23 protein-coding genes are annotated in these 24,112 nt (G+C 62.6%); 15 read left to right on the top strand and 8 right to left on the bottom strand.

From position 1 onward, the window contains the following. Positions 1 to 26: 26 nt before the first annotated feature. The 4 genes from mmsB to TQ29_RS17530 all read left to right on the top strand — a co-directional run bounded on the left by mmsB (position 27) and on the right by TQ29_RS17530 (position 3,788). A complete protein-coding gene (gene mmsB, locus TQ29_RS17545) occupies positions 27 to 908 on the top strand; it encodes a 3-hydroxyisobutyrate dehydrogenase (RefSeq protein WP_054540505.1) in 882 nt (293 codons plus the stop codon). Continuing rightward, positions 905 to 1,678 carry an enoyl-CoA hydratase gene (locus TQ29_RS17540; RefSeq protein ID WP_054540221.1) on the top strand — a complete coding sequence of 258 codons (774 nt, stop codon included), beginning with the start codon at positions 905 to 907 and terminating at the stop codon, positions 1,676 to 1,678. Before mmsB ends, TQ29_RS17540 begins: the two co-directional genes overlap by 4 nt. 72 nt (positions 1,679 to 1,750) lie before the next feature. Beyond that, complete coding sequence (gene bktB / locus TQ29_RS17535; RefSeq protein WP_054540220.1) at positions 1,751 to 2,926, top strand: beta-ketothiolase BktB; 1,176 nt, start codon at positions 1,751 to 1,753, stop codon at positions 2,924 to 2,926. 82 nt (positions 2,927 to 3,008) lie between these two features. Further along, positions 3,009 to 3,788, top strand: a complete 780-nt coding sequence (locus TQ29_RS17530) for an SDR family oxidoreductase (protein ID WP_207642723.1) — start codon at positions 3,009 to 3,011, stop codon at positions 3,786 to 3,788. Positions 3,789 to 3,882: 94 nt separating this feature from the next. Here TQ29_RS17530 and TQ29_RS17525 read toward each other — a convergent pair whose 3' ends face one another. Next, entirely contained in the window at positions 3,883 to 5,109 is a 1,227-nt protein-coding gene (locus TQ29_RS17525) for an acyl-CoA dehydrogenase family protein (RefSeq protein ID WP_054540219.1), read from the bottom strand. Positions 5,110 to 5,380: 271 nt separating this feature from the next. Between TQ29_RS17525 and TQ29_RS17520 the strand changes: the two genes are divergently transcribed. From TQ29_RS17520 to TQ29_RS17495, 6 genes are all read left to right on the top strand, one after another. Then, positions 5,381 to 6,964, top strand: a complete 1,584-nt coding sequence (locus tag TQ29_RS17520; protein ID WP_037204822.1) for an NAD(P)/FAD-dependent oxidoreductase — start codon at positions 5,381 to 5,383, stop codon at positions 6,962 to 6,964. Positions 6,965 to 6,983: 19 nt separating this feature from the next. After that, positions 6,984 to 7,211: a hypothetical protein gene (locus TQ29_RS17515; protein WP_037204819.1), complete on the top strand. Its 228-nt coding sequence runs from the start codon at positions 6,984 to 6,986 to the stop codon at positions 7,209 to 7,211. 344 nt (positions 7,212 to 7,555) lie between these two features. Further along, complete coding sequence (locus TQ29_RS17510) at positions 7,556 to 8,530, top strand: transporter (protein WP_054540218.1); 975 nt, start codon at positions 7,556 to 7,558, stop codon at positions 8,528 to 8,530. A 114-nt stretch (positions 8,531 to 8,644) separates the two neighbouring features. Beyond that, positions 8,645 to 10,261: an FAD-dependent oxidoreductase gene (locus TQ29_RS17505; protein WP_054540217.1), complete on the top strand. Its 1,617-nt coding sequence runs from the start codon at positions 8,645 to 8,647 to the stop codon at positions 10,259 to 10,261. A 95-nt stretch (positions 10,262 to 10,356) separates the two neighbouring features. Continuing rightward, entirely contained in the window at positions 10,357 to 11,013 is a 657-nt protein-coding gene (locus TQ29_RS17500; RefSeq protein WP_157445627.1) for a cytochrome c, read from the top strand. Positions 11,014 to 11,392: 379 nt separating this feature from the next. Beyond that, positions 11,393 to 11,899, top strand: coding sequence for a nuclear transport factor 2 family protein (locus tag TQ29_RS17495; protein ID WP_054540215.1), 507 nt, complete (start codon positions 11,393 to 11,395; stop codon positions 11,897 to 11,899). 96 nt (positions 11,900 to 11,995) lie between these two features. Here TQ29_RS17495 and TQ29_RS17490 read toward each other — a convergent pair whose 3' ends face one another. Beyond that, positions 11,996 to 14,551, bottom strand: a complete 2,556-nt coding sequence (locus TQ29_RS17490; RefSeq protein ID WP_054540214.1) for a LuxR C-terminal-related transcriptional regulator — start codon at positions 14,549 to 14,551, stop codon at positions 11,996 to 11,998. A gap of 476 nt (positions 14,552 to 15,027) precedes the next feature. On the opposite strand from TQ29_RS17490, the gene TQ29_RS17485 reads away from it, so the two are divergent. The 3 genes from TQ29_RS17485 to TQ29_RS17475 all read left to right on the top strand — a co-directional run bounded on the left by TQ29_RS17485 (position 15,028) and on the right by TQ29_RS17475 (position 16,868). Then, complete coding sequence (locus tag TQ29_RS17485) at positions 15,028 to 15,906, top strand: alpha/beta fold hydrolase (RefSeq protein ID WP_082386709.1); 879 nt, start codon at positions 15,028 to 15,030, stop codon at positions 15,904 to 15,906. Positions 15,907 to 16,021: 115 nt separating this feature from the next. After that, entirely contained in the window at positions 16,022 to 16,468 is a 447-nt protein-coding gene (locus TQ29_RS17480; RefSeq protein WP_054540212.1) for a hypothetical protein, read from the top strand. Further along, positions 16,458 to 16,868, top strand: coding sequence for a MaoC family dehydratase (locus TQ29_RS17475; protein ID WP_054540211.1), 411 nt, complete (start codon positions 16,458 to 16,460; stop codon positions 16,866 to 16,868). Before TQ29_RS17480 ends, TQ29_RS17475 begins: the two co-directional genes overlap by 11 nt. Before the next feature lie 43 nt (positions 16,869 to 16,911). Here the strand turns inward: TQ29_RS17475 and TQ29_RS17470 are convergent, their stop codons facing one another. Further along, positions 16,912 to 17,769, bottom strand: a complete 858-nt coding sequence (locus tag TQ29_RS17470) for an NAD(P)H-binding protein (protein WP_054540210.1) — start codon at positions 17,767 to 17,769, stop codon at positions 16,912 to 16,914. Between the two features lie 119 nt (positions 17,770 to 17,888). Here TQ29_RS17470 and TQ29_RS17465 point away from each other — a divergent pair, with 119 nt between their 5' ends. Continuing rightward, positions 17,889 to 18,278 (top strand): helix-turn-helix domain-containing protein, encoded by a 390-nt coding sequence (locus tag TQ29_RS17465; protein WP_054540209.1) that lies wholly within the window; start codon positions 17,889 to 17,891, stop codon positions 18,276 to 18,278. Between the two features lie 27 nt (positions 18,279 to 18,305). Here TQ29_RS17465 and TQ29_RS17460 read toward each other — a convergent pair whose 3' ends face one another. Beyond that, positions 18,306 to 19,031, bottom strand: a complete 726-nt coding sequence (locus TQ29_RS17460; protein WP_082386708.1) for an alpha/beta fold hydrolase — start codon at positions 19,029 to 19,031, stop codon at positions 18,306 to 18,308. Positions 19,032 to 19,419: 388 nt separating this feature from the next. Between TQ29_RS17460 and TQ29_RS17455 the strand changes: the two genes are divergently transcribed. Then, positions 19,420 to 20,241, top strand: a complete 822-nt coding sequence (locus TQ29_RS17455) for an SDR family NAD(P)-dependent oxidoreductase (RefSeq protein ID WP_054540208.1) — start codon at positions 19,420 to 19,422, stop codon at positions 20,239 to 20,241. Between the two features lie 54 nt (positions 20,242 to 20,295). On the opposite strand, the gene TQ29_RS17450 is transcribed toward TQ29_RS17455, so the two are convergent. The 4 genes from TQ29_RS17450 to TQ29_RS17435 form a co-directional block, all read right to left on the bottom strand. Next, positions 20,296 to 21,282: a transporter gene (locus tag TQ29_RS17450; RefSeq protein ID WP_162231840.1), complete on the bottom strand. Its 987-nt coding sequence runs from the start codon at positions 21,280 to 21,282 to the stop codon at positions 20,296 to 20,298. Between the two features lie 232 nt (positions 21,283 to 21,514). Beyond that, complete coding sequence (locus tag TQ29_RS17445) at positions 21,515 to 22,384, bottom strand: 3-keto-5-aminohexanoate cleavage protein (RefSeq protein ID WP_235974459.1); 870 nt, start codon at positions 22,382 to 22,384, stop codon at positions 21,515 to 21,517. A gap of 141 nt (positions 22,385 to 22,525) precedes the next feature. Continuing rightward, positions 22,526 to 23,122, bottom strand: coding sequence for a VOC family protein (locus TQ29_RS17440; protein WP_054540205.1), 597 nt, complete (start codon positions 23,120 to 23,122; stop codon positions 22,526 to 22,528). 60 nt (positions 23,123 to 23,182) lie between these two features. After that, positions 23,183 to 24,040, bottom strand: coding sequence for a fumarylacetoacetate hydrolase family protein (locus tag TQ29_RS17435; protein WP_054540204.1), 858 nt, complete (start codon positions 24,038 to 24,040; stop codon positions 23,183 to 23,185). Positions 24,041 to 24,112 lie beyond the last annotated feature (72 nt).

The raw sequence follows: 24,112 nt of genomic DNA, 5'->3' as shown, positions 1-24,112 counted from the left end.
CATCGAGGGAGGACAACGGCATGACCATGACAATCGCATTTATCGGCCTTGGCAACATGGGCGGCCCGATGGCCGGAAACCTGATCAAGGCGGGGCATAGCGTCAACGGGTTCGACCTGTCGGAGGCGGCGCGCGCCGCCGCCGCCGAGCGCGGCGTATCGCCCTTCGAGGATATGGCCGCCGCCGTCACCGGCGCCGATGCCGTGATCACCATGTTGCCCAATGGCGGGCTGGTGAAGAAGGTCTGGGCCCAGATCGCCGAAACCGTCGCCCCGGGCACGATCATGATCGACAGCTCGACCATCGACGTGGACAGCGCCATCGCCGCCCATGCGATGATGGCCGAAAAGGGCTGCCTGACGCTGGATGCGCCCGTCTCGGGCGGCACCGGCGGGGCCGAGGCCGGCACGCTGACCTTCATGGTCGGCGGCAGCGACGACGCCATCGCCAAGGGGCGCGAAGTGCTTGAGCCCATGGCGGGCCGCGTGGTGCCCTGCGGCGGCGCAGGCGCCGGGCAGGCGGCGAAAATCTGCAACAACATGCTTCTGGGCATTTCCATGATCGGCGCGGCCGAAGCCTTTGCCCTGGGGGAAAAGCTTGGGCTGGAGCATCAGGCGCTGTTCGACGTGATCTCGACCTCTTCGGGGCAGTGCTGGTCGGTCAACACCAATTGCCCGGTGCCGGGTCCGGTGCCGACATCGCCCGCCAACAACGGTTACAAGCCCGGCTTTGCGGCGGCGCTCATGCTCAAGGATCTGCGCCTGGCGCAAGAGGCGGCCCTGTCGCGCGGCGCGCAAATCCCGCTGGGCGCGGAGGCGGCGCAGATGTTCGGCCTGTTTGAATCGCTGGGCCATGGCGGCGAGGATTTCTCGGGCATCATCAACTTCCTGCGCGGGGCTGATAAATGACTTATGAAACCATCCTGACTGAACAGAAGGGCCGGGTTCTGCTGATCACGCTGAACCGGCCCAAGGCGCTGAACGCGCTGAACACGCAGCTCTCGCACGAGCTGATCGACGCGCTGACCAAGGCCGACGACGATGACGGCGTGGGCTGCATCGTGATCACCGGGTCGCAAAAGGCGTTTGCCGCCGGGGCCGACATCAAGGAAATGCAGAACCAGTCCTACATGGACATGCACGGCACCGATTTCTTCGGCCAGTGGGACAAGGTGGCGACCCTGCGCAAACCCACGATCGCGGCGGTGTCGGGCTATGCGCTTGGCGGCGGCTGCGAACTGGCGATGATGTGCGATTTCATCCTGTGTTCGGACAGTGCCAGGTTCGGCCAGCCCGAGATCAAGCTGGGCGTGATGCCCGGCATGGGCGGATCGCAGCGCCTGACCCGCCTGATCGGTCAGGCCAAGGCGATGGAGATGTGCTTTACCGGCCGCATGATGGACGCCGAAGAAGCCGAGCGCGCAGGCCTTGTCAGCCGTGTGATCCCCGCGGACGATTTGCTGGACGAGGCGCTGAAAACCGCCGACACGATCGCCAACATGGCCTTGCCCGCGCTGATGAGCATCCGCGACGCCATTCGCCGCACGCAGGAAATGCCCCTCACCGAAGGCGTCCGCTTCGAACGCCGCGTGTTTCACGCGCTCTTCGCCACCGACGACCAGAAAGAGGGCATGGCCGCATTCGTGGAAAAACGAGAGCCGCAGTTTACCCATAAATAGTCCCGCCCGCGCGGAGGCCCGGCCCCGACCGCAGGGGCCGCTATCCGCCGGCTGCCACAAGGAGACCCAAGCATGAACGATATCGTCATTCTCGACGGTGCCCGCACCGCAATCGGCACATTCGGCGGTGCGCTCGCATCTGTCCCGCCCACCGCCCTGGGCGCCCATGTGGCGCGCGCGGCCATGGATCGCGCCGGGGTCGAGCCCGGCCAGATCGGCCACGTGGTGATGGGGCATGTGATCAACACCGAACCGCGCGACATGTACCTGTCGCGCGTCACCGGCATCGAGGCGGGCATTCCGGATCATGTGCCGGCGATGAACGTGAACCGGCTCTGCGGTTCGGGGCTTCAGGCCATGGTTTCCGCCGCACAGTCGCTGATGCTGGGCGAGGCCGAATTCGCCCTGGCCGGGGGCGCCGAAACCATGTCTCGAGGGCCGCATATCCTGCCCGCCGTCCGCTTCGGCCAGAAGATGGGCGACACCAGCGCGATCGACATGATGATCGGCACGCTGACCTGCCCGTTCGGCACGGGCCACATGGGCGTCACCGCCGAAAACGTCGCGCGCGAACATCAGATCAGCCGCGAGGAACAGGACGCCTTCGCGCTGGAAAGCCAGCGCCGCGCGCGCGCCGCCATCACCGAGGGCCGCTTTGCCAGCCAGATCGCGCCCATCGACGTGAAGGTCAAGCGCGATATGGTGGCCTTTGACACCGACGAACATCCCAAGGACACCACGGCCGAGGCTCTGGCCGGATTGCGCCCGGCCTTCCAGAAGGGCGGCACAGTGACGGCGGGCAACGCCTCGGGGATCAACGATGGCGCGGCCGCGCTGGTGCTGGCCACGGCGGATGCGGCGGCCAGGGCGGGGCTGAAGCCGCGCGCGCGTATTTTGGGGTATGCCCATGCAGGTGTGCGCCCCGATGTCATGGGCATCGGCCCCGTGCCCGCGGTGAGCAAGCTGCTGGAAAAGCTTGGCATGACGGCGGATCAGTTCGACGTGATCGAAAGCAACGAAGCCTTCGCCGCCCAGGCCTGCGCCGTGGCCAAAGAGCTTGGCCTGAACGGTGACAAGGTCAACCCCAACGGCGGCGCCATCGCGCTTGGCCACCCGGTGGGCGCCACCGGCGCGATCATCGCCATCAAGGCGCTCTATGAGCTGGAGCGCATCGGCGGCGGCAAGGCCCTTTGCACCATGTGCATCGGCGGCGGTCAGGGCATCGCCGTGGCCTTCGAGACGATGTGATCCATCCTCATCGCGGAGCCGCCCCCCGAAAGGGCCGGCGGCTCCGCTCCAAATGTTCTGTTCGGTTTCCGGAGACCCCCCAATGATTGATCCCGCCCAAATGTTTTCCATCAACGGCCGCGTCGCGCTTGTGACCGGTGCCAGCAGCGGGATCGGCCGTATGATCGCAACCGGGCTCGCCGCCTGCGGCGCGCGCGTCTATGCCTGCGCCCGCACCGCCGCGCGGCTGGAAGAAGCGGTTGCCGAGATCAGGCAAGAGACTTCGGGCGACGTCATCGCGCTGCCGGGCGACGTTTCGACCGTTGCCGGCATCGAGGCACTGGTGGCCGAACTGTCGAACCACGAAAAGCAGGTCGACATTCTGGTCAACAACGCCGGGACGATCTGCGAAGCGCCGATTGACGAGTACCCTGAGGATGGCTGGGACAGCGTGCTGTCGCTGAACCTCAAAAGCTGCTTTTTCCTGACGCAGAAGCTGTTGCCGCTGATGCGTGCGGGCGCGACAGGGGAACGCCCCTCGACCGTGATCAACATCGGGTCGGTGGGTGCGCTGCGGATCGGCCCGAAAGAGACCTATGCCTATGCCGCCGCCAAGGCCGGGCTGCACCACCTGAGCAAATCCATGGCCAAACGCCTGGCCCCCGAGAACATCACCATCAACAGCATCGCGCCGGGCTTCTTCCCCTCGGACATGACGCAGATCACATCGGACGAGATGCACGACATGCTGATCCAGATGGTCCCGCGCCGCCGGGTCGGGCAGCCGCTGGATCTGGCCGGGCTGGCCGTCTTCCTGGCCTCGCCGGCGGCGTCTTACATGACGGGAACGGTCATCCCGGTCGAAGGCGGAATGTCGCTGTAACCTGCGGCTGGCGGTGCAGGGAAAACGAAAAAGACCGGCCGAATATCCCGGCCGGTCTTTTTAGTTGCATCGGGCGTATTGGCTGGCTGTGGGGTCAGTAGGCGCCCACGGGCGTGATGTTCGGCAACGCGCCCAGATTGTCGCGGCCATAGATCTCATAGCCGATCATCGGAACGTTCTGGATGTGGCGCAGGCCCACGTGAATGTCGCGCCAGTAGCGCTGAAGCGGGTTGCTGAAGGCGAAGGCCGAGGAGGTCGAGATGAACATGATCTTCTCGATCGAGGCGTGGATCAGCTCGACGATCTGGGCGCATTGCGCGCGCTGTTTCGAGCAGACCGCGACATCCGGCTTCGTACCCTGAAGCGCGATCCCGTCCAGCGTGTCCAGCGCATCAAACAGCAGCGTTTCGGCCGAGTCGAGCTGTGCGGCGACCTTGCCCAGATCATGCAGGTAGACAGCCGAATCCAGACGCGTCTTGAACATCGTCGTCACCACGGGTTTCTTCTTGGACTCCGCCTCGCAGATCTCCTGCATCTTGCGCGCCGCGCCCAGAAGCTGCGCCAGACCGGTTGCCCGCACGCTGGGCACCGGGGCCAGCCAGTCCGAGGCGGCGCCGAAATGCCGCTTGCCCGGCACGATCGTGCCATAGGGCTTGTCCATCGTGACGATCAGGTGCTCGGGCACGAACACATCATTGGCGCAGGTGGTGTCAGAGCCGGTCGCCTGCATGCCGGTCACGTACCAGCTATCCTTGATCGTGACCTGATCCATCGGGATATAGGCCATGCTGATGCCGGGCGCTGTCGGCACGTCGTCGCCTTCGAACAGGATGCCGCATTGCGCCCAGTTGGCCTGGCGCGAGCCCGACGAATAGGGCCAGGCACCGGTGACCTTGTAGCCGCCCTCGACCCGCACGGCCTTGCCCGGGGGGTTGTAGGCGCCGCAGACATTGGTGGGGCCGTTGGCGAACAGCTCATCCTGAATCGCATCCGACGCCAGCGAGGAAATCCAGCTCGTGCCGTTGATGATCTGCAGCACCCACGACATCGACGGATCACCCTTGCCGATCTCCATCTGGATACGCGCGAACGAGCTCAGCGACAGGCCGACACCACCCAGCCGCTCGGGCAGCAGCAGCGAAAAGGCGCCCATCTCGCGGAACGCGTCTTCCACGGCCTTGGTCGGGCTGCGCAGCTCGTTGGCCTCGGCCGCTTTCTCCTCCAAAAGGGGCTGCAGGGCTATCGCCTGATCCAGAAGGCCGGGCAGCTTGTGGTCGGCAAACGGGGTCGGTTTGGTATCCGCTTTCAAAAGAGTCGCCATTTTTTCCTCACATTTCGTAGTGTCAGTCGATGACCTAATTCGCGTGTTTTTCTTGTTTCGCATGTAAATCGGAGCGGCTCCCCTATCGACCGACAGGAACGGAGACAAAACCTGAGCCTCCCGGGCTTGCGTTTCCGAAGGCGCCACATCGCCTGCATCATGTGGTCTGGCGTGCTGGCTTCTACCTATCTTTCGAGAGGTTAACCGGGGCCGCTCTCTGGTATCAGGTCCGCTTGAGCAACAGGGCGTTCTGTACGGGAGGAGAAAGCTTATGGGCAATTCGTATGATGTGGTCATCGCCGGGGGCGGCCATAACGGCCTGATCGCGGCGTGTTATCTGGCCAAAGCGGGTCAATCCGTCTGCGTGCTGGAGCGCAATGACATCATCGGTGGCGGCGTGATGACCAGGGAAAACACGCTTCCCGGTTTCAAGCACGATCTGCATTCGATCGCCCACACGATGATTCAGGCAAACCCGCTGATTCTGAATGACGAGCTGGGCCTGAAATCGAAATACGGCCTCGAATATGTGAATCCCGACAAGATGACCGCCGTGGTGTTCGACGACGGCGATGTGCTTGAATTCCACACCGGGATGGAAGAGACCGCTGCGTCGATCGCCAAGATTTCCCCCCGCGACGGCGAGGCTTACCGCAAGTTCAACGAAACCGTGTTCGCCGCGCTGGATATGCTTGTGATGGGCATGTTCTCGATTCCGCCGACCCCCGGCATGCAGGCCGCGATGATGGATGCCAGCCCCCAGGGGCGCGAACTGATGCGGCTGCAGTCGATCAGCTCGTGGGATCTGATCTGCGAATGGTTCGAGCATCCCAAGATTCGCATCGCGCTGGCCCGCTATGCGTCGGAAGCGATGACCAATCCGTTCGACAACGGCACCGGCTTCGGTTTCTACATCATCCTGCCCTACATGCACCGCTACGGCTCGGGTATCCCGGTCGGCGGGTCCTGGGCGCTGATGGACGCGCTGGGCAAGTGCTTTGCCGATCATGGCGGCGAAGTGCGCGTGAACAGCACGATCAAGGAATTCAAGATCGAGGGCGACAAGGCCACCGGCGTCATTCTGGAAGACGGCACCGAGATCACCGCCAAGACAGGCGTGATCTCGACCCTGCACGTCAAGCAGGTGTTCCCGCACATGGTTCAGGGCACGGAACTGCCGGATATGTTCCAGCATCATATCGACACGCTGAAACTGGCCGATTTCCAGCCTTTCGTCATTCAGCTGGCGCTGAAGGAAGAGCCGAAATACAAGGTCGGCCCGATGGTCGACGATTACTTCTGGGTCGAGCGGTCGCATTCCGACGTCGAGGAATTCCAGCAGGCGTTCCGCGATCTGGAATATGGTTATCCCAAGCGTGACTTCGCCGCCTATGTCGGCCAGCACCGCGTCGATCCCTCGCGTGTGCCCGAAGGCAAGAGCGCGATGCACATCTATGCCTTCGCGCCCTATAACCTCAAGGACGGCGGCCCCGAGAAATGGGACGAGATCGGCGCCGAGGTTGCGCAGGGTTTCATCGAGGACATGCGCAAGTTCACCACCAACATGGGTGACGACAATATTCTGGGAATGGAGTTCCACACGCCGCTGGATCTCGAGCGTCACGATACCTCGATGATCGGTGCCGACATCGGGCATCTGGGGCTGTTCTCGTGGCAACTGGGCGGGATGCGCCCTGTACCGGGCTATGCCCAGTATAAATCGCCGATCGACAAGCTGTACCTGTCGGGGTCATGCACCCACCCGGGTGGCGGCGTGACAGGCGGGCCGGGGCGCAACGTGGCCCAGGTGGTTCTGGAAGACCTCGGGATCGACTTCGACGAGCTTATCGGCTGAGCAGGGCGTACCAAAGCGAATGAAAGTACATAGCAAAGACGGAATCGAGATGATGGACGTGAAGTCCATCGACAAGCAGGGCGACGTTCTGGTGGTCAAGGGCAAGATGATGGGGTCGATGCCGGCCACCATCCACATCGGGCCCGACGCCATATGGGAATCGTTCAAGATGCTGTCCTGGAAAACCCGTTTCGGCCTTGTCGGAATGCTGATCAAGGGCGCCCTGGGCGGCAAGAAGAAGGGCTGAGCCCAGGGCGTCCTTGCGGCGCTTTCGATTGCGCGAGAAACGGCGCGGTCCCCGGCAAGGGGGCCGCGCTTTTGTTTTGGGCGGGCGTCAGCCGAGCACCTCAGAATGATATTCGTACCCGGTTTTTTTCATTGTCCGGCCAGCCTTACAAAGATCCGCCAAGCCGTCAGAATTGCACGACAATTCGAAAAATCACCCCTAGGATGAGCTCCCCTTGCGGCTCTCCACCCTATCTTTCGGCAGGTCGCGGCGCGCCTCCCAGCCGTAAAGTCAAAGCTCAATAAGGCAATTTGTCGCAGATCCGTTAATTCAAGTGACTTTTTACGAATGCCAGGGAGGAAATTATGATCCGGAGCAAGATTCTTACACGGCTGTGCGCCCTCATGTTTTGCATGGCACAGCCCGGCGTTGCGCGTGCAACAGAGGGCGGACAATTCTATGGTCCGATCGGCGGCGTCGATCAGCGCGCGGCCCTGATCCCGCAACCGGGAACCTACGGGCTGTTCCAATATGTGCATTCCCGGTCAAAGGAATATGTCGGACCGGATGACAAAACCCATCCCGGCATTCCCGACTTCAAGCTTGATTTCGACATGCCGAACCTTTCCATTCTGCATGTCTGGGACCGCACGCTCTGGGGCGGCAACGTCGCCTCGATCCTGTCGGTTTCCTATGCCCGCTCCTGTGCCGCGATGGGGGCGGGCGAGGTGTGCGAATCCTCTGTGTTCGATACATATGTCGAACCGCTCTACTGGGGCCGCCATCTGGGGCTGAAGGGGGCCAGGCCCCCCTCGTCCGATCCCGCCACATGGCAGCTGCCCTATGGGCTGAGCGTTGGCGTGGGGCTGGCGTTCATGGTGCCGACCGGATCGTACGAGGTTGGACGCATCACACAAACCAGCGGCAACGCGCTGATCACCATCCCGCATGTGGATTTCACCTATGTGACCGGCAAGGGAACCGAGTTCAGCGGAAGGATATCCTACAACATCTCGCAAAAGAATGACGACGCGGGATACAAGAACGGCGATGTGATCGGCGGGGATTTTTCGATCTCGCAGTATTTCGGGCTGTGGCAGATCGGGCCAAGCCTCACGTTGGCCCGGCAGCTGGAGGATGACAAATCCGACGATCCGCTGATTGCGGCGTCAATGCTGGATGGTAACAGGATGACCCTGGTTCAGCCCGGCCTGGTGTTCACGCGGTATTTTCCCCAGAAGAACCTTGTCACTTCGCTAAAGCTGGTAACCGACCTTTACGATGAGAACCGAACCAAGACCGATTACGGTTTCGTTCTGCGCGTCGGTTTCAAGTTTTGAAACGCCCCGTCCCTATCTTCCGTCGGGTTTTGGATGATTGCTTCTTTAATACAGTTGATACCATCGGATTTGCAAAAAAGAGCAGTCTAACTGTCTGCACCATGGGAGGAAAACATGAACAGTTCCAAAAACCGCGCCGGGATTGCGCGGGGTGACACGGATGCCGGCGCCGCGCCGGAAGAGCGGCTGCGCCGCCGCGATGTACTCAAGGCGCTGGGGGCTGCTGCGGCTGTCGCGCCGGTCGGGGCGATGGCGCAGGCGGCGCCGGTTTCTCCGCCCGAAGAGTGGCATGACGAGGCCGATGTTATTGTAGTTGGCATGGGCGGCGCCGGTGCCTCGGCCGCGCTGGAGGCGACGGCTGCGGGCGCAAGCGTGATCGTCCTGGAGAAAGGCGCGGAGCCGGGCGGCGCCACGCGCTTCAGCGGCGGCGTGGTCTATGCGGCGGAAACGACAGTCCAGAAGGCTGCCGGTCTCAACGACACAAAAGACGACATGTACCAGTTCCTGATGAATGTCGGAGGCAAAAGCGTGGTGCCAGAGCTGGTCCGGGCCTATGTCGACAACGCGACACAGACCGTCGAGCGGCTGATCGAGCTTGGCGTCGAATTCCCGCCCGAACAGCTTTATCAGAGCGGGCTGGAGCATATGGAGGAATATGCGTCCACGCTTCCCGCGCCAATTCGGGGCCATTCCCCCGTGGGCGCGGGCTATGGCGTGTTCACCACCCTGCGCATGGCGGCCGAGGAAAAGGGCGCCCGCGTCATGCTGGAAACCCCGGCGATCGAGATTCTGCCCAACGAAGACGGTGTGGTCGGCGGGGTTAAGGCCAAGACCAAGGACGGCCGCGAGATCAACATCCGCGCCCACAAGGCCGTGATCGTGACTTCGGGCGATTTCAACCGCAGCCCCGAAAAGCGCCGCGCCTTTTCCAACATGGCGATCGCCGCCGAACCCATCGGCCCGCTGAACCACACCGGCGACGGGCTGACGATGGCGCAGGCCTGGGGGGCCGATCTGATGGGCACCTATGCCATCGCGGGCATTCCCGCCCCCGAGGGCAAGCCGGTCATGTTCACCTTCTACCTGCCGAAATACCCGACGGCGGGGAACGCGGCAAACGTGGCGGTGAATTCGCGCGGCAAACGCTTCTTCAACGAAACCGTCGGCTATCCGATCGCCAACCGAGAGGTGTTCTATCAGCCGGGTAATTTCGCCTGGACCGTGTTCGACGAACGCGCCCGGACCTCGGAAATGGGTGTGCTGTTCCCCGGCTTTACCGACCCCACCCAGACCTGGAGCCACGATCTGGCCGAGGAAGAGGCACAGGGGCTTGTGTTCAAGGCCGACACCTTCGGCGAGCTGGCGCAGAAGATGGGCGTGGATGCAGACGTGTTCGAGGCCACCATGCGCGACTACAACATGCACGCGAAAAACGGCAAGGACCCCGAATTCGGCAAGACCGAAAAGCTGGGAACGGTCGATACCGCGCCATTCTACGCGATCAAGACCCGGCCGGGCATGCTGATCAATGCCGGCGGGCTGCGGATCGATACCCAGGCGCGCGTGGTGGATACCTATGGCAATCCCATTCCGCGTCTCTATGCGGCGGGGATGTCGATCACCGGCGGCTTCAGCGGCGATATCGTGGCGGCGAGCGGCTATAGCGTGGGCCTTGGCATCACTTTCGGCCGGATCGCGGCGCTGAACGCCGTAACTGAAACCAGCCTGTAAGGCCCCGTTCGGGGCATGGCTGCCTGATTGGCACTGGCGGGCGCGAAGGGCTTTCGCGCTCGCTTTTCCATGAAAACAGCAGAGAGCTCAAACCTGTGCCAGAAGTATTTCCACGGCTGAAACCACAGCCGCGCGCATTCGCCCGCAGCTTTGCCCTGTGTCTTGTAATCTGGGGGGGTGTCGCCCCCGTCGCGGCGCAGCAGGCGCTGCCCGATCCGCAGGCGGGCGGGCGGCTCGCCCTGCAGCGATGCGCAAGTTGCCACACGGCGGATGGCAGCCGCGGCATGCGGTCGATTCCGATCCTGCAGGGGCAGAGCGCCGATTACACGATCAAGCAGCTGAATGATTTCAGGGCCGGGCTGCGGCTGAACTCGGTGATGCAGGGCCTCGTCGGCGGGCTGACAGAAAGCGACATCCGCAACATTGCCGCCTTCTACGCGCAAAAGGAGTTCGCCCCTGCGCCGCCCCCTGATGCCGAACAGGCCGCGCTGGGAGAGGCGATCTTTCACGAAGGTATCGAGACCGACGACAGATCCGTGACCGCCTGCGTCGCCTGCCACGCCCCGGACCCGGACGCCCGGCCCGAGGCGTCGCCCGATCTGCACGGCCAGCATGCGGCCTATACCGCGCAGCAGCTTCGAGCCTTCCGGGATAGAACACGCACCAACAGCGAGGACATGTCCGGGATCATGGGCGGGGTCAGCGATGACGAGATCGAGGCCATCGCGGCCTATCTTGCGGGGCTGCGCTGACGGTGGCCAGCGAATTGAACGGACGGGCGGATTTGGCCTCTGGGCGCCGTCGTCCGGCGCGCTTGGGGGCCTGATGAAAAACTTTCCGGTCCGGGTGAAAATCCCCGACGCTAGATAGGTCCAAGATGCGCGTTACCTGACTACTCCATACACAGGCGAAGCGGTTCTCAGGGCCGCCGGGCCCGAAATGTACACGAGACTACCGAAGATGGTCGCCGCTATGACAACGAGTTGAACAGGTTGATGCCCCGGGATTGTTTGACAGCAAGTCACGGGGGCCGCTGGCCTGAGATTTCGGTGATTTGGCTTTTGCACCACCTCTTACGGAGAATGCCGGGACACGAGATGTGTTGGTAGCGTTAAATCAAGGGAGAAACCAATGACTACACTTGAAGACTTCACACTCTCAGAAGAAAAAAAGGCGGAAATCTGCAACGGCCTGACCGCGCCGCAGGAAAAGGCCGTGCGTCACTGGATGGCACTGCACGAGGTTCTGAACCGTGGCGATTTCGACGCCGTGGATGATTTCTTCCACCCGGAGATGACCTACAGCAACCCCAACCGTCCCGACCTGAGCACGTATGACACGTGGAAAACGTCGCCGATGAAGCTGTACGAACTGTTCCCGCCCTGTGTCTACCGCACCGTTGGTGCCTGGGGCCGTGGCGATGACGAAGTTACCGTTCTGTGCCACCACTGGGGCAAGCACACCGGCGGCACTTATTACGGCAAAGAGCCGACCGGCAATGAGATCAACGTCTGGTGGTATTCGACCCTGAAGATGAAGGAAGGCAAGATCTTCCACATCTATTCGATCTCGGACATTCTGACCATGGTCATGGATCTCGAGGTCATCCCGCGTCTGCCGGCCAACCCCTACGGATAAGCCACGGCCATAAAGACAACGAAAAACACCGGCATGAAACCATGCCGGTGTTTTTTTGTGCGGACGGCAGAGGGCGATCCCGCCTGCGCCGGCTGCCTACTGAAGCAGCCCGAACTGCCGGGCACGGTCCACGGCGACCGACCGGCGGCGGGTGCCCACCTTGTCGTAAATGCGCTGCATGTACCATTTGACGGAGCCTTCGGTCAGGCCCAGCCTGTCTCCGATCTCGCGGTTCCGCAATCCCGAGGCGACAAAGCTGAGAATCTCCAGCTCGCGGCCCGTCATCTTGCCGTCGATCCCTGTCTCCTGATCGGCAAGATCGTCCACCTCGACGCTGGCGCGCGTGCCCATCGCGATGGTGAAGGCGTTCAGCACGTCATAGGCGTAGAGATCGACCGGCAGGTTGGTCATCGGCCCGCTGCCATAGGCATCTTCCAGAAGCTGCTGGATATGCGGACCCTCATCCAGAAAGATCCGGACGCTGCGGCCGTCCAGCGCCGCGAGCAGCGCATCGCGCAGGCTGCGCTGAGCGGCACGGGTATCGCAGGCCAGCACCAGAATCTGGGCGCGGATCAGGCTCCAGCGCACCAGAGAGCGCATGGCGCCGCGATGCTGGCAGAACTGCTTCCACCGCTGCGACAGGGCCAAAGCGTCGTTCAGATTGCCTTCGGAGATCAGGATGCGGGCACGGACCAAGGCACGCGCCTCGTCGGTCGTGCTGCTGTTGATGTCGGGCTTTAGGGCATTCACGTCGGTCGGAATACCTTCGAGAAGGGCCAGACGGGCCGCACGTTCGATGTTCCCGCTGCGCAGAAGGATACGGACCTTTTCGGCCAGCGCCTTCATCTGCATGCGCTTCAGCCCCAGCTCCAGCCCCACGGAGCGGGCCAGATCAAGCGTCTTGATCGCGCCGGCGCTGTCGCCATCGTTGAAACTGATGCGGGCCGACACCAGGTACCCCGCGAGCAGCTCGTCGGCGAAAGCGAAGGCGCGGGCGAGCGGCAGGTATCTGTCCACAAGGGATTTCGCCCGCGACAGCTCGTTGCGCTCATAGATCACCTCGGCCAGGGGCAGCGCGGCAAAGGCCGCGATCGCGGTGTCCTCACCCGCGAAATCCAGCGCCTGCCCATAGCCGAATTCCAGCGCCTCGATGGCGGCATCATTGTCGCCCTTGGCGAACCATGTCTTTCCGACGATGGTTTTTTGCGAGATGAAGGCGAACTTGTGCTGAGACTGGCGCCCGATCGTACGGGCGCGGGCTTCGTTGCGTTCGAAATCCTGCAGCCTGAAACGCTCGCGCTGCGCCCGGATCTGCTGACCATAGACCGTGCAGGCAAGAAAGGTATGCTCTTCGTCGAACTGCTTCATCAGGGTTTCGGCGATCTCGTCAACGGTCAGAAAATCGTCCGTGGCTCCCGCCAGCATCATGCGACGGTGCAGCGCAAGAAAGCGCAACTCTGCCTCGACCTCGGCGCAAAGCCCCTCGGCGGCCCGGTTTGCGATCCACTCTTCCGCCTGGGCGATCAGCCGGCGGGCCTTGTCGAAATTCAGGTTGCGCAGCTCCATCCAGGCAATCGCAAGCTGTATGCGCGGATGGCCGGCAATGGTTGCCTTGTCCAAGGCTTTTGCCAGCTCAAACACATAAAGGATCTTGCCTTCGTAGATCAGCTTTTCGCAGGAATCGTCCAGCAACTGGGCCAGCCAGGCCTGCTCGCCGGACCGGACGGCGTGATCCAGCGCCTCCACCACCAGGCCGATCCTGTGATAGCTGCGGCTGGCCATGATGTGGCTTTGGGCGATCCTGTCGGGGTCGATGTCGGTCAGGCGGCGCAGGAGGAACTCTGCGAAAAGGCCGTGATAGCGGTACCACATGCGCTCTTCGTCCAGGCTGATCAGGAACAGCCCGGCGGCCTCGATCCGGTCGAGCATCTCGCGCGCGTCCGTGCCGCCCGTCATGGCGTTGCACAGGTCGGGGGTGAACCGCTCCAGCAGGCAGGTCGCCAGCAGGAAATCGCGAACATCGGCGGGTTGCGCGCCGAATATGTCTTCGGCGAAAAAGTCGGCGACGATGCTGTTGCTGCCGGAAAACGACACGTCCAGTATCGCCCCTTTCTGATTGCGCACCATGTTCATGGTTGCCAGCCGCAGGCCGGCGGCCCAGCCTTCGGTCTGCTCTACCAGGGCAGGGGCATCCTCGGCGCAAAGCCCATCCACGCTGGACGCCTTCAACAGCGCACAGGTTTCCTCGGCGGTGAATTTGAGCGCATCCATCCCGATCTCGCTCAGCTCTCCTTGCGCGCGCAGCCGCGCCAGCGCCAGATTCGGCGCCTCGCGCGATGCCACGACGATATGCGTGTTCGCCGGGATCCGGGTCAGAAACCGCTGAAACACCCGCAGATCCTCGGGCTGCAAAAGATGCGCGTCATCCATGAAGAGCGTCACGTCGCGCTCCAGCTCCGCGAGGCAATCGGCGCAGGTCACCAGCTGCTCCTCGGTGGTGACGAAACTCTTGTCCTGTCCGCGTTCGTTCAGGGCATGTTGAAATTCGGGCACGTTATGTGCAAGGCTCGCCGCGATCTGGGTCATGATGTCACTCAGATACCGGTCGAGAGACAGCCAGGCCGTTCTTTCGCCCCGTTCGCTCAGCGACATCCGCCATTGCTGGAGCAGGGTCGTCTTTCCATACCCTGCGGGAGCGCGCACCAGAGACATGCGTTTCCGGCCCGGCATAGGCAGGTTTTGGATCAAACGGGGCCGCGGCACGATGCCGGATCCCAGACGTGGTGGCAACAAAGCCGTCTTTACGACAGTCATATTATCTCCTCCCTTGGCACCACCGGCTCCCATCCGGCGATGATCTTTTTTGTATCTTATTATATATTTTTTACAAGACGCGTACGAACCCCGCCTCGCAACACTGTTGGTCCGCGCCTGATCGCCCTTTTGTTCTCTGGCCTTGGCAAAGCCGGTTGCGATCGAACACCTGACTTGCTTTCCTACCGTGAGACAGGTGTCGAAGCGAGGAGAAGTTCCTAGCCTGACAATATACCGGCTTGACAGGTGTGCGTTCCGTGCAAGATGCCAGTGGCAGTAACGCAGGCGCCGATTTTTACTGACGGGAGAGACGTTTGGCAGTCGTTAAGAAACATTCAGACGCGGATGCTGCCGTCGTATCGGGCCATATCAACGTACCTGACGGGTTCCGGCTCGCCGTGGATCTTGCCGGAAATCCCTGGCAGCACCGCGTGCTTTTTCTGCACGGGGGCGGACAAAGCCGGCGCTCGTGGCACCGGGCGATCCGCAATATGGTCGGCAACGGGTTTTCGGTTTTATCCTATGATCTGCGCGGACATGGCGACAGTGATTGGGCCCCGGACGGCGATTATTCGCTCGATGCCCATGTGCGTGATCTGAAAGCCATCATCGAATCACTGCCGTCGCGCCCCAGCATCGTGGGCGCCGCGTTCGGCGGCCGGGTCGCGCTGGAGGCCACCGCCGCGCTGGGGCCCGATCTTGTGCGAAATCTGGTGCTCGTGGATCTGGCCCCGCGGCTTGATCCGGCCGGCATAGAGCGCGTCAGATCTTTTTTCCGGGTAAGCCGGGATGGGTTCGACAGCATCGAACAGGCCGGTGCGGCACTGGATCAATATGCCGAGCGCAGTATGACGCGGAATTTCTTCAAGCTGCGCGGCCTGCTTCGGATCGGGCCGGATCAGCGGTTCTACTGGCGCTGGGATCCCCGGGTCGGGTCGGATGGGTTTTTCACCCCGCCCGATCTCGAGGCGCGGCTTTCGGAATCGGCGGCCCGGCTGGCTGTGCCGACGCTGCTGGTGCGCGGCACCGACAGCGATCTGGTCACGGATCAGAGCGTCGCGCATTTCCGCGAATGTCAGCCCGCGGCCGAGGTTGTCAGCATTCCGGGCAGCGGACATCTGATGAAGGCGCAGGATCTGAATGTTTATTGCGCGGCGACCCTGGCGTTCCTGAAAGCAAACACCGGCAGGTGATACGCGGCCTATCGGCAGGCAGGTGTGCCGTGGCGAGCGCCGGGTTAGATGCGATGCCGCACCCTCGCGGAACTTCGTTTTCTGCGGCTGACGTGAACCCAATGCAGGAGCCCACATGACAATACCGGATCTTCCAGATGTCGCCGGCTATTCGCTCGACGGTGAGACATACACGATCGAGAGCGACGAAAACCGGGACTTGTGCGAATCCCTGGGCGTTGCCCCCGACCCCGAGGGAAAGGCACACCCGATCTATTATTACATCGCCACTCAGGTCGCCATGGGCGAAACCGTCGCCGGCCTGTGCAACGTCTGCGCCTTCGATATCGAGGACGGCCCGATGATGGGCGGCAGCAACCCGTCGTTCAACGCGCCGCTGATGGTGGGCGAACCCTATCAGGTGCGCGGCCAGATCGACAGCATCGTGCGCAAGGAAAGCCGCAAGCTGGGGATCATGGATATCATGACCTATACGCTGCATCTCGACCGGCTGAACGGCGAACGCATGTGCTCGGCCACGAATTCCTGGATCTTTCCGCGGGGGCAAAAGAATGAAGATTGAAATCGGCGCTGAGCTGCCCGCCTATCGTATCGAAAGCGTAAGCCCCGAGACCATGAAGGTCTGGGCCCCGATCCTGCGCGACCCCAACCCGATCCATCTGGACCGCGAGGTCGTGAAGGCCAAGGGCCTGGGCGAGCGGCTGATCAATCAGGGCCCGATCAACGTGGCCTATGTGATGGATATGCTGATGCGCAATTTCCCGCAGGGGCGGATCGTTTCGATGACCAACCGCTTTGTGGACAATGTCTATGAAGACGACGCGGTCGAAGCCACCGCGACGGTCACCGGCGTTGAGCAGGCCGGAGATGAAACCCGCGTCTCGTGCGATTTCGCGCTGAAGGCCGACGAACGCAGCGTGGTCATTTCGGGCACGGCCGTGGTGGCGGTACCCAATACCTGACAGGTTGAACGGGCCCCGCGCCATGGCAGGGCCCGCCAAATGCCTAGGACGCCGCCAGCGCGGCTTTCAGGGCATCGCGGAAGCTGACGGGCGGACGGCCTGTCAGCTTCTCGACATCCCCGGTGACGATGTCGAACCCGCCCATGGCAAAGCCCTGCTGGATCGCCACAACCGCATTGACGATATCCTCAGGCAACCCGGCCTGCGCCAGCCCGCCGCGCAGGTGCTCTTCGGGGATGGCCATGAAGGTGACCGGCTGGCCAAGCACCTCTGAAATGATGGCGGCACGTTCTGCTCCGCTCAGGCTTTCGGGGCCGCAGGCGGCATAGATCGCCCCGTCGTGCCCCTCGCTTGTCAGGATGCCGGCGGCGGCGGCGGCGACATCGTCGCGCGACACGAAAGCCACCTTGTTTTCCGCAAGCCCGGTCAGCGGTACGCCCGCGCCGGCCGACATCTTGGCCTCGTCCGCCAGGGCCTCGGTATAGTAGTTCATGCGCAGGATCGTCCATTTCGGCGCTGTCTGCATCAGCCGCTGTTCCGACGCGAAGTAGGGCGCCCAGATGTGGGGCTCGGGCATCTTGCGCGTGCCGGTGCCCGAGATCAGCACGATATGGCCCACCCCGGCGGCGACGGCCGCGTCGATCGCGGCGACGTTCTGGCGGGCGCGGACGCCCTCGCGCACATCGGCGCTGGGGATCAGCACAAGCGCGTCCAGACCGGCATAGGCCTCGGACAGGCTTTCGGGTTTGTCATAGTCGCCGAAACGCCCCTGCGCCGGGGCGGCCACGTTTTCAGGGGTGCGCGAGACGCCGATGATCTCGGCCCCTTCGGCGCGCGTGAAAAGTTCGGAAAGCAGGGTTCCGCCAAGATGGCCGCTTGCGCCGCTGACACCGATTTTCATGGGATGTTCCTTTTCATGAAGATAACAATTTGTTCGTAACGATTACATCGTTATTGCCTTTGCCGCACAAGAACGCACAAGAATGTGCGTATCGCCCCCGAACCGACAACGGAGAGACCATGGCCCAGATCACACCGCAGAACGGCCCCGCCGATGGAGCCGAAACCGACTGCCGCGCCTTGGGCCGGGTGCTTGAGCGGATCGGCAACAAGTGGACCGTGATGGTGGTCGGCGTGCTGTCGCAGGGGCCGATGCGGTTCAACGCGATCATGCGCACCGTGGATGGCGTGTCGCACCGGATGCTGACCCTGACCCTGCGCGGGCTGGAGCGCGACGGGCTGGTAACGCGCACGGTCTATCCGACCGTGCCGCCGAAGGTGGAATATGCGCTGACCGAAACCGGCCAGTCGCTGATCGTGCCGCTGAGCGCGCTGGCCCGCTGGGCAGAGCAGAACCGCCCCCGGATCACGGCGGCGCAGGCGCAGTATGACGCCGCGCAGGAAAGGTGAGCCGGGGCAGGTCACGGCGGCCCCGGGTCAGCTTGCCGCGATATCCATGATCAGTTTGGCGGTGCCTTCGGGATCGCCCACCAGCAAGGCGTGATCGCCCGGATGGCTGTGCATGGTCCAGCCCAGCTCTTTTGCGCGGGCGTGCATGGGCACCATCATCGTATGCTCGGCGGCGATGTAATCGACCGGAACGCTGAGTGCTTCGGCGCCGACCTCGACCGGGCAGACGGTGCAACGCAGGGGCATGTCCGACAGGTGATCCAGCAGCCATTCCTGACGCTCGGGCGGCATCAGGAAGGGGTGCTCCTTGGCCATGCCGCGCTGCATCTCGTGCACGCCCGACCCAATGGGGCCCTCGCCTGCGGCCAGCATGGTATCCAGCTTTTCGACCTCGTCCGGGGCCATGCCCAGCAGGGCATTGATCCGCTCGCCGCTGTTGGCAACGATCGCATCCAGATAGATCACGCGCTTGATGCGGTCGGGCTGGGCCTTGACTACACCGGGGGCGACGGTGCCGGAATAGCTGTGCGCGACCAGAACGACGCCTTTCAGGTCTTCGGCCTCAAGCAGGTTGGCGATGTCCTGCACATGCACCGCGTTGGTGATGTCTCGGCTCATCAGGTGCACATGTTCGGCAAAGCCGGTAAAGCTGGGCGTAAAGACCTCGTGGCCCTCGGCGCGCAGCAACTCGCGCACATATCTCCAGGTCCAGCCGCCCATGCCGCCGCCATGCATCAATACGAATGTGGTCATTCTTGCCTCTCCTGATCTGCGGACCCGTCCCCCTGGGGCCGGATCGCGGCAAAGGCTTCGGCGGATTGCGCCTGCCCTGTGCCAAGGTCTCCTCCCGCGTTTTGCGGATCATGCGACGGGCAGGGCGCTGCTTGCCCGCGCGTGGATACCATTGCGTCTATCCGGCGCGCCCTCTCCTGTCGCCCGATAGGCGCGGGCGAAAAAGGGGCTGTTGAAGGGGCCGGGGGCGCGTTTTCGCTCGGCCGGGTGAAAATGGCATTCCGATGGATAGGTGCGAGACAGGCCGCCGGGGCGTCTGTTTCGGGGCACAGTGCACTACCGCCGAGTCGTCGCGCGCCGGTCACGGCGCACCGCGACAGGCGAAACGAACAAACCAAGGGAGATGAGAATGGCACAACTTGACGGCAAAGTGGCGATCGTAACCGGAGGCGGATCGGGCATCGGGGCGGCGGCGGCGCTGCTGATGGCGCAGCGGGGGGCGAAGGTCGCCGTTGTCGGGCGCCGGGTCGAGAGCCTGGAAAATACCGTGGCTGCCATCACCGGGGCAGGGGGCGAGGCGCTGGCCGTGCCCGCCGATCTTGAGCAGGAAGAGACGGTGGCCACCATGGCCGCGACGGTGGCCGAGAAATTCGGCAAGATCGACGTGCTGGCATCGAACGCGGCGATGACCGATCCGGGGTTCATGGCGCAGGACGCGATGATCACCGATATGGAGGCCGCGACCTGGGACAAGACCATGGCGGTGAACCTGCGCGGCGCGATGTACTGCTGCAAGCACGTGATCCCGCACATGATTCAGGCCGGTGGCGGCTCGATCGTCTTTTCCAGCTCGGGCAAGGGGTTGCAGGGCGATCTGACCAACCCGGCCTATGGCACGTCGAAGGCGGGGCTGAACAACCTGATGCGCTATATCGCGACTCAATACGGCAAGCAGGGCATCCGGGCCAACGCCGCCGTGATCGGCCTCGTGATGACCGAGGCGCTGAAGGTCGGTATGCCCGAAGAGGCGCGCAAGATGATCGAGGAGCACCACCTGACCCCCTTCATCGGCACACCCGAGCAGGTGGGCGAGGTCATCGCCTTCCTGGCCTCGGACGCCGCAGGGTTCGTCACTGGCGCGGCCGTGCCCGTGGATGGCGGGTTCACCGCGCATTCGCCGATCTTCGCGGATATGATGCGGATGTTCGCCGCAGATCAGCCCGAGGGCTGAACGAAGAAGGGGCGGGTCAACGACCCGCCCTTTTCCATTCGATATTGCTTGCCGTCAGAAGGTGAAGCCAATTGCCGCGATAAAGCCGTAATCGACGTCGATGCGATTTTCGACATAGGCGTCTGTCACCACCTTGAACGACGCGGCCATGCGCTTTTTCGGGAAACTGCGCGTGAACACGATGCCGGGCTGCACAAGCGTGAACTTGTTGCCGTTCTGGAACGAGGCTTTGACGAGCGGGTTTTCGGAATCATCGTCGGTGATCTGCTTCGCCACGGTCAGGCTTGGACCGATCTGCCAATTGCCGAACCGCTGGGAAACCGATGCGTCCAGACCGATGACATCGCCACTCTGATATCCGGTGTCGTCGTTCTTGGTCGAGATGTTGTAGGACAGGCGCGCGCTGAACTCGGTGCCATCCGCCCACCAGGGACCGGTCTGATAGGTCATGTCCACATGTGGGATGATGATGGTCGTGTTACTGCTGGTTTGCGAGTTCCGGTCCGCGTCGTAGTTCCCCGTGGGTAGGTTGAAGGCCAGACCGGCAGAGATGCTCAGGCCATAGCGCATGGTCCACGTGCTCGGGTCGGCCGACGGCGGCTTTGCCCCTTTGAGCCCCAGGTACTTGCCCCAGAAGATCGGCTCGAAATAGGAATCGTGGAAAGCGAATGTGCTGTCGCCCGAACCATTAGTCGAGAGCTCGTTGTTGGAGAAAGACGAAGACCAGATCGACGCCCAGCGACCACCAAAAAGCTCTCGGTCCCAGACCTTGATGAGGGAGAAGTTGTAAAGCGTGACCGTTAGGTCGAATTCGTCCACATAGGGGCTGGGTTCATCGTCAAGACCGGATAGTTGCGGCGCACTGACCGTCACATATCGCAACCGGCCATAGGTGCCGGGCGGCGGAATAAGCGAGGCGCGTTGGTCTACACCGCCGATGGGGCCGTAAAACTGCCCGCCTTCGGTTGCGTGAACGATCTGACCGGTGCCCGCGATCAGAGCGCAAGATAGCGCGGCTGCCAATTTTATTGCTGTCTTCAACTTCTCTCTCCTCCCAGTGAGATGGTTATGGGTGTTTTGCTTCTTCTCCCATTCCACGGATTATGACGCGCGGCGCGACGATCTGAACCTTTCGAAAGGTAGGTCGCGGATAGAAGCGACTATTTATTATGATTGATTACAGTCTTTTAGGCACAAGTCAGCGCGCCAAACCGCGGCGGAATACGTCGCGGTTCAGCAGGCTCTAACTTAGTTCAGCGTTGCGCGTAGCGGGTCAGAAAGCGACGTTTGCACGCCCCTTGGTGTCCAACATCACGCGCGCCTCGTCCGGCGTTGCGATCTCGAGCGACAGTTCTTCCAGGATATGGCGGATCTTGGCGACCTGCTGGCCATTGCTTTCGGCCAGCTTGCCCTTGGACAGGTACAGGCTGTCTTCCAGCCCGACCCGCACGTTGCCGCCCAGAATCGCGCCCATCGTCACCATCGAGGTCTGGAACCGCCCGGCGGCGAGCACCGACAGCAGGTAGTCCTCGCCGAACAGCCGGTCGGCGGTGGCTTTCATGTGCATCAGATGCTCGGGCTCGGGCTGCAGGCCGCCCAGGATGCCAAAGATGCTCTGCACAAAGAACGGGGCCTTCACCAGCCCGCGGTCGGCCATATGCGCCAGGTTATAAAGATGGCCGACGTCGTAGCACTCGAACTCGAACTTCGTGCCCAGGTCGCCCAGCTCTTTCATGCCCCATTCGATCTGGGCGAAGGTGTTGGACAGGATGAAATCCTCGGTGCGTTCCAGATAGGGCTTTTCCCAGTCGTACTTGAATTCCGGAAAGCGCCTGGCGGCGCCCGAGATGTTGAAGTTGATCGACCCCATGTTCATCGAGGCCAGCTCGGGCGCGGCCCATTTCGCGGCGGCGAACCGATCTTCCAGCGACATGCCAAGCCCGCCGCCGGTGGTGATGTTCACGATCGCATCGGTGCGCTCGGCGATCGAGGGCAGGAACCGCTGATACCCTTCGGGCGTGGCCAGCGGTTCGCCGGTTTCGGGGACGCGCGCGTGCAGGTGCAGGATCGACGCGCCCGCCTGCGCCGCACCCACGGCCTGATCGGCGATCTGCTGCGGCGTGATCGGCAGGTGGGGCGACATGGTGGGAGTATGGATCGATCCCGTGACTGCGCAACTGATGATGACTTTGCTCTGGCGCTTCACTCTCGGGCCTCCTTCGGAGCTGAAATGTGAACGCCGGCCGCGGAACGGCCGGCATCGCTATCGGATCGGCGCGGCCTGTCAGGCCGGGATTTCGATCGGCATGCGCGGGTCCTGCGGCTCGGTCGCGGGATATTCGCCGGCATAGGCGCGGCGCTGCACCTCTTCAATCGAAACGCCGGCGCGGCGCGCAGCCAGCATCTTGGCGGGGTCCACGGCAACGCCGATCGGGTTGGCCGAGAATTCCTTGGACTCCATCATGAAGGCCGCCGATTCGCTCCAGTCGCCGAAGTTGTCGCTTTGCAGTTCGACGCTGTTGCCGTCGGGATCCAGATAGTAGAACGACGTTGTCATGCCGTGATCCAGCGTCATGTGCGGCTTGATGCCCAGCTTGTCCATACGTTCCCAGCTGGCCAGAAGATCGTCGAGCGATTCGTATTCGAAGGCCGAATGGTGCATGCCGCAATGCGTCACCTTCTCGGGATCGTCGCTCAGGCCGGGGGCAGCGATCAGCGCCACACGGTGGTTGGCCTCGTCATTCGACAGCCATGCGCCGCCTTCGAACTGGTGGAGCGGTCGGGTGCCGATCACCTTGCCGTACCAGTCGATCATTTCCTGAAGACGGATCGTCTTGAGGTTCACGTGGTGCATCTTCGGATGAATGATGGTGTCGGTCATTTCTTTCTCCTCCTCTCGGGCCAGCGACACGCCGCCGGCTATCGCTTTTCACATTCGGGCTTACTGGGCGGCCACCGGATTGCTCAGAACCCCGATCCGTTCGATCTCGACTTCGCAGACGTCACCGGGCTTCATCCACAGCTGCGGGTTGCGCGCGATGCCGACGCCCGAGGGCGTGCCGGTGACGATCAGATCGCCGGGTTCCAGCGTCATCGCCTCGCTCAGCAGCGACACAAGCTTGGCCACATCGAAGATCAGGTCGTCCAGAGAGGTGCTTTGCACCACCTCACCGTTCAGGCGCGTTTCCAGCTTGAGGCCCTTGCAGCCCGCGGGCAACTCGTCCGTGGTGACCAGATAGGGGCCGAAGGCGCCGGTATCGTCGAAGGTCTTGCCGATGGTCCACTGATGGGTTTTCAGCTGATAGTCGCGGATCGAGGCGTCGTTGAAAACAGAATAGGCGACCACGTGGTCCAGCGCCTCGGATTCGGGAATGTCGCGCCCGCCCTTGCCGATCACTGCGACCAGTTCGCCTTCATAGTCAAGCTGCTCGGACACGCGCGGCCGGATGATCGGCGCGCCATGGCCGATCAGGCTGGAATTGTAGCGTCCGAAAATCACCGGATACTCGGGCAGTTCCATCCCGCTTTCCTTGGCATGCGCCTTGTAGTTCAGGCCGATGCAGATGATCTTGGGGCATTTCACCAGCGGCGACAGGTATTCGATGGTGCCGGCGTCGATGTCCGGGGCGGAGGCCAGGGCTTTGCCGGCCTCGGTCAGCTTTTCCGGACCCTGTGCAATGATGTCATCCAGAGTGCCGGGATAGCCGGCATCGCCTTCAAAAAGGGCCTTGCAGCCGCCGTTCGTGTCTGCAAGCGCGATGCCTGTTTTCCCGTCTTTGCAAATGGATGCAAACCGCATCGTGGATCCCCTCTGTTCCGTTTTGTTGCGACTCTAAGTCGGGGAAGGGCCTTATGAAGTCAACTAGAAAAT

Origin of the sequence: Actibacterium sp. EMB200-NS6 (genome assembly GCF_001305615.1) — a bacterium.
Taxonomy (GTDB): domain Bacteria; phylum Pseudomonadota; class Alphaproteobacteria; order Rhodobacterales; family Rhodobacteraceae; genus Actibacterium_A; species Actibacterium_A naphthalenivorans.
The sequence above is the reverse complement of the archived record's forward strand: the minus strand, read 5'-3'. Positions and strand labels throughout refer to the sequence as shown.

Bases quoted from the DNA above. Each gene is read 5' to 3' on its own strand.
- mmsB (WP_054540505.1), top strand. From the start codon at position 27: ATGACAATCGCATTTATCGGCCTTGGCAACATGGGCGGCCCGATGGCC.
- TQ29_RS17540 (WP_054540221.1), top strand. From the start codon at position 905: ATGACTTATGAAACCATCCTGACTGAACAGAAGGGCCGGGTTCTGCTG.
- bktB (WP_054540220.1), top strand. From the start codon at position 1,751: ATGAACGATATCGTCATTCTCGACGGTGCCCGCACCGCAATCGGCACA.
- TQ29_RS17530 (WP_207642723.1), top strand. From the start codon at position 3,009: ATGATTGATCCCGCCCAAATGTTTTCCATCAACGGCCGCGTCGCGCTT.
- TQ29_RS17525 (WP_054540219.1), bottom strand. From the start codon at position 5,109: ATGGCGACTCTTTTGAAAGCGGATACCAAACCGACCCCGTTTGCCGAC.
- TQ29_RS17520 (WP_037204822.1), top strand. From the start codon at position 5,381: ATGGGCAATTCGTATGATGTGGTCATCGCCGGGGGCGGCCATAACGGC.
- TQ29_RS17515 (WP_037204819.1), top strand. From the start codon at position 6,984: ATGAAAGTACATAGCAAAGACGGAATCGAGATGATGGACGTGAAGTCC.
- TQ29_RS17510 (WP_054540218.1), top strand. From the start codon at position 7,556: ATGATCCGGAGCAAGATTCTTACACGGCTGTGCGCCCTCATGTTTTGC.
- TQ29_RS17505 (WP_054540217.1), top strand. From the start codon at position 8,645: ATGAACAGTTCCAAAAACCGCGCCGGGATTGCGCGGGGTGACACGGAT.
- TQ29_RS17495 (WP_054540215.1), top strand. From the start codon at position 11,393: ATGACTACACTTGAAGACTTCACACTCTCAGAAGAAAAAAAGGCGGAA.
- TQ29_RS17490 (WP_054540214.1), bottom strand. From the start codon at position 14,551: ATGTCGCTGAGCGAACGGGGCGAAAGAACGGCCTGGCTGTCTCTCGAC.
- TQ29_RS17480 (WP_054540212.1), top strand. From the start codon at position 16,022: ATGACAATACCGGATCTTCCAGATGTCGCCGGCTATTCGCTCGACGGT.
- TQ29_RS17475 (WP_054540211.1), top strand. From the start codon at position 16,458: ATGAAGATTGAAATCGGCGCTGAGCTGCCCGCCTATCGTATCGAAAGC.
- TQ29_RS17470 (WP_054540210.1), bottom strand. From the start codon at position 17,769: ATGAAAATCGGTGTCAGCGGCGCAAGCGGCCATCTTGGCGGAACCCTG.
- TQ29_RS17465 (WP_054540209.1), top strand. From the start codon at position 17,889: ATGGCCCAGATCACACCGCAGAACGGCCCCGCCGATGGAGCCGAAACC.
- TQ29_RS17460 (WP_082386708.1), bottom strand. From the start codon at position 19,031: ATGACCACATTCGTATTGATGCATGGCGGCGGCATGGGCGGCTGGACC.
- TQ29_RS17455 (WP_054540208.1), top strand. From the start codon at position 19,420: ATGGCACAACTTGACGGCAAAGTGGCGATCGTAACCGGAGGCGGATCG.
- TQ29_RS17445 (WP_235974459.1), bottom strand. From the start codon at position 22,384: ATGTCGCCCCACCTGCCGATCACGCCGCAGCAGATCGCCGATCAGGCC.
- TQ29_RS17440 (WP_054540205.1), bottom strand. From the start codon at position 23,122: ATGACCGACACCATCATTCATCCGAAGATGCACCACGTGAACCTCAAG.
- TQ29_RS17435 (WP_054540204.1), bottom strand. From the start codon at position 24,040: ATGCGGTTTGCATCCATTTGCAAAGACGGGAAAACAGGCATCGCGCTT.